Here is a 4,168-nt window from a genome sequence, read left to right as displayed (position 1 = left end):
TGGCTGGGCTTGTTGGGGCTGGGGCACCACGATAGCCAAAGCCGAAGCTATCCTCCAGAGGAGGAAAGGCATGCTCGAAGCGTCCGCCGTAAGAAAGGCGAGCTGCGCGTGACCGTGCCAGGCCGGCATCGTAATACTGACCCAGGGCTTGCAGCAGATAGGAGCGCAGAGCATGGGCATAAGCGTTAGCCGGGTCCTGAGCAATATACTGGTCCACGAGGGCCAGAGCCTGATCATAGCGCTTATCCAACAGGGCCAGCAAGGCTTTGGCCAGCAGGCTTTCCGGTCCGCCTTCCGGCTGTAGTTCTTCAACTTTCCTGCAAGCCAGGTTCACCACGCGGTAATCTCCCAGGCCTAGATTGGCTTCGGCCAGGCCCAAGTGTACCTTGGGATTAGCCGGGTCGATCTGGGCAGCATGAGCAAAGGCGATGGCTGCCTCGCGTGGTTGCCCCTCTGCAAGGGCCTGTTTGCCCCGTTCCAGATAGGATTGAATCTCGGTCTGTGCTTCCAAATGTGTCTCCTCCACTCAGGCGTAGTGCCTCACTGTACCGTCAAGGCTCCTGCTCTTTGCCGGCTATGGTCTGCCGCAGCAAGAATTCCTCGTCTAGCCTAGCGTTTAGCCGCTTCGCTTGCTAAGACATCGGCTGGCAAGGCAAAGGTCACCAGTTCCTGAGCGTCTGACTGCTTCGCTGGTGTTCTGGGCACCACCTTCTACATGATACCATAGAGATCGGCAGTCGGGGACCCCTCAGTGAACGCCAAGAAGGAGGTCCCTTTCCTCGCTTGGTCGCTAACAGGCTTGCTTTGCTGCCCCCTCCCTCTCCCTGGGCATCAAAGCCATAGGGGTCTTGCTGCACACCAAGACGCTGTTTGCTTGATTACCAGGTTACCTCATGTGTTTATCAACGACTGTCGATCAGCTTGGCGATTCGAGCCGCTAGGGTTGCATGGCGGAGAAGTCTCCACCAGAAAACGGCGAATGTTGACAACAGATACTACGTATGGACTGGCAAAAGGTGACGCCTCCCTTTCTCTGCTGGCGCTTTGGTCTTTAATCCGTGATCCTATGTGATCCTATGTGATCCTATCTGCTGAGCGATTCAGTTGCCTGCCCAAGCTCTTTCAGTGAAGTAGGCCACTAGTATGGATAAAGGTAAGCATGCCATTGAGAATGAACTGGATAGCAAGTGCTGCCAGTAGGATACCAAGGATGCGCGAGAGGACCAGAATGCCGGTGCGCCCAATGTGTTCCATGATCCAGGCGCTATGGCGCATGACGATCCAGGCCACTAGCAGAGAGGTAGCGATAGCCGCTGCCACTGCCAGCAGCTTAAAGGGGTCGGGCTGAGCCTGATCAACATAGAGAATGGTAGTAGCAATGGTCCCCGGCCCGGCAATCATGGGAATAGCCAGCGGAAAGACGCTGATATCTTCGCGCGTCATGGCTTCTTCCTCTTCGGCTGCAGTGCGACGTGTCCCTGGCGCGCGTCCGAAGAGCATCTCTACTGCGACCAGGAAGAGCAAGGCGCCTCCTGCCATGTTGAAGGCGTAGAGTGTGATCCCCAGGCGATCAAGAACAAAACGCCCGACCAGGGCGAAAAAGGCGATGATGGCTGCGCTGATCAGGATTGCACGCGTGATCACCGCCCGACGCTGAGACTCATTGAGATGAGCTGTTAGTGCGATAAAGACCGGTGCTAACCCGACGGGGTCGATGATGGTAAAGAAGGTTACAAAAGCACGCGTTGTAAAGACCACTGCGACGCCTCCCTCACTCGACTAGCTTGCTGTAGTATACGGGAGAAAGGGTGCTCTGGCAATGCTGAGCTGAGGAGCTGCTCTTAATCAGGCAAGGGAGCAGATGTGATCAGCAGCGAGCCAGTGAGGAAGTTATCTCCTGCCTGGCAGTGGAAGGCTATGGCTAGAAGCTGCCTGGGCTGCCCGGCGATTGCTGGCGATGGGCCTCACTACGGCACTCTATCCTGAACACGGGGAACGACATTGAGGGTTGGAGCAATGAGCGCTGCCTTGGACGGCTGCCTCTGGTACGGGCCGGGACGCCGTTTCCCTGCCCGACCTTTGAACACAGTAGCTTGCTGCTGTTCAGCAGCAAGCTCTTTGACAAGGACTGGCGGGAGGCTCCTTGCCTCCATCCCCTCTGCCTGCTGCATATGTTGAACGCAGCCTGGTGGGTGCGTGGTGGTTAAGTTGGCTGCAAGCCATCTAGCGTCTCGGTCTTTGCGAAGCTCCTACCAAGAGCGAGAGCACCTTTCTCTGCGTCTATACCGCCTATGGCATCAAGGAGAAAGGCGCCTGTTCTTCTGCTCGGCCTCGATGGCTTCCTCGTTTAGCACGCAAGCGATTTTCAACACGGCAAGTAAGCGAGGCACGAAAAAAGCGAGAAGGAAAGGAAAAGTGCGCTGTGCGGGAGCAAGGACAAGTTGCCGGGGCCTGCTTTGCCAGGTTGCGCCAGCTTCGAGAAGAAAGCAGGTCCACCGGCATATCGGGCAGAATTGCCAGAGAATGGGCTAATCGCCGCGGCGGTAATAGGGACGGCGATGGCGCCAGACACTAAAGGTAATCAGATGCCAGAGGAAGACCAGCAGAACGGCGCCAATGAGCGCTCTGAAGATGGGAACACCGTAGACTGTGGGGTCGCCGGTGATGGTGAAAGGGAAGACATGTGTAAAGAGCCAAATGCCGACTAATCCGGCGATAACTGCTCCGATGATCCCACCGGGGAGACGCCAGCCGACGATAAACTCAGCCAATAGACCAGCAATAGCGGCGATTACCAGGTAGATGATCGTCCCGACGGTAACCGTCCAGTGAAAATCTCCGACATTGATAGTAAAGAGTGGTGAATCTGAAGTGAGAGCAGCAATGGCTGCAGACGTCACGAAAGCAAACACAGGAAGTTCCCTCCTTCGCTTCGAAGCGGGCCGCGTGGCCCGAGCCGATTTCCTCTCGTGCCACCTCATCCATGATCCCTTGCTTTGACAATACACGCCTGGGGTAGGCAAGAGCAAGTCAACAATAAAACGCTCAGCATTTTCTCAGCGAACGCTCAGCTTTCTAAGGGAGGCGTCTGGTAGGGACTAGCTGTCGCTAGAGCGCGGCCAGAGGCGTATACACATAAGGAGAGCTTTGTCACTGGCTTATAAAGAGCGGGGCCGGAGAGCGTGGAGCGCGAGCAAGCTCCGGCCCGGGCCTAGTGGTCGCTGTTTAAGGCCATGCGTTATAATCAGGTAGTACGGGCTTCTCTAAATCTTTGCCGGGAGGTCTCTCTCTTATGCAAAGCGCAAAGCGCTATTTGCTGGTGATTGGGATCGGGGTGCTGGTGCTGCTCATCGTAGGCTTTATCCTGGCTGCTCTCTTCCATGTTTTGCTAGCAGTACTCTATATTGCTCTGATCATTCTGGCTGCAACAACCTTGATCGCCATTGCGCTCCTCATCTATGCTATTCTCATGCTGTTACGAGCGATTACAACAGTGCGTAACGAAATGCGTCCGCTGCTTGCCTCGGTGCAGGAGACGGTTGGAGTGGTCAAAGAGACAGCGCGCACGGCTGGCCACACAGTTACCACGGTTGGTAGCGCGGCACAACTGGCACGCGAATTCGCGCTCGCTCCTGGGATTCGCGCCGTAGCCACTGTGCTGGCGGGGCAGCAAGTGCTACGCATCTTCCTGGGGAAGGGCCGCGCCCGTCGCGGCGAAGAGCGTCGACGCCAGCAGATGCGTGCAATCCGTGCTCATGAGCTTGGAGGGAAGTAGCCATGTCCGTACCTGCTCTGGCCGCTCTCGCCGCCGATCCACTGGAGACCTGGGGACAGATTGCGGCGATCGTACTGGCGATCGAGCTATTCGTTTTTATCTTGCTGGCCTTGGGGCTTTCCATCGGCTTGTTTTTTGCCTTTGCCTGGGTCCAGGAGAAGAGCGAGCTGATCAAGCGCCTGCGTCCCGCGGTTGACCAGCTCAATCAGGCCCTGGAACCTGGACCTGGCGAGCAGCCCACTGAGGGGGCCTTAGAACATCCGCTTGTGCAGGGAGTGGTCAGCATTCCAGAGCATGTGCGTGCCATAGATCGGCGCGTTGAGCAGGGAAGCGATCGGGTAGCAGAGGCGGCTGTCTCATATACAAATCTCCGAGCCCACGAGACACACTCTA

The 4,168-nt window shown here is 56.7% G+C and carries 5 protein-coding genes; 2 read left to right on the top strand and 3 right to left on the bottom strand.

Translation table 11 applies throughout. From position 1 onward, the window contains the following. From IRZ24_RS17450 to IRZ24_RS17440, 3 genes are all read right to left on the bottom strand, one after another. The coding region (locus tag IRZ24_RS17450) for a tetratricopeptide repeat protein (RefSeq protein ID WP_297167035.1) at nt 1–511 on the bottom strand (511 nt) is incomplete at its 3' end. Between the two features lie 611 nt (nt 512–1,122). After that, nucleotides 1,123–1,758 carry a MarC family protein gene (locus IRZ24_RS17445; protein ID WP_297167033.1) on the bottom strand — a complete coding sequence of 212 codons (636 nt, stop codon included), beginning with the start codon at nt 1,756–1,758 and terminating at the stop codon, nt 1,123–1,125. A 770-nt stretch (nt 1,759–2,528) separates the two neighbouring features. Next, nucleotides 2,529–2,912, bottom strand: a complete 384-nt coding sequence (locus tag IRZ24_RS17440) for a GlsB/YeaQ/YmgE family stress response membrane protein (protein WP_297167030.1) — start codon at nt 2,910–2,912, stop codon at nt 2,529–2,531. A 380-nt stretch (nt 2,913–3,292) separates the two neighbouring features. Here IRZ24_RS17440 and IRZ24_RS17435 point away from each other — a divergent pair, with 380 nt between their 5' ends. After that, nucleotides 3,293–3,775, top strand: a complete 483-nt coding sequence (locus tag IRZ24_RS17435; protein ID WP_297167027.1) for a hypothetical protein — start codon at nt 3,293–3,295, stop codon at nt 3,773–3,775. A gap of 2 nt (nt 3,776–3,777) precedes the next feature. Next, nucleotides 3,778–4,168: hypothetical protein (locus tag IRZ24_RS17430; RefSeq protein ID WP_297167023.1), on the top strand; the 391-nt coding region annotated here is incomplete at its 3' end.

This window comes from Thermogemmatispora sp. (assembly GCF_019683755.1).
GTDB lineage: Bacteria > Chloroflexota > Ktedonobacteria > Ktedonobacterales > Ktedonobacteraceae > Thermogemmatispora.
This window is presented reverse-complemented; position numbering and strand designations above follow the sequence as displayed.

Coding starts and splice junctions, on each gene's coding strand:
- IRZ24_RS17435 (WP_297167027.1), top strand. CDS start 3,293: ATGCAAAGCGCAAAGCGCTATTTGCTGGTGATTGGGATCGGGGTGCTG.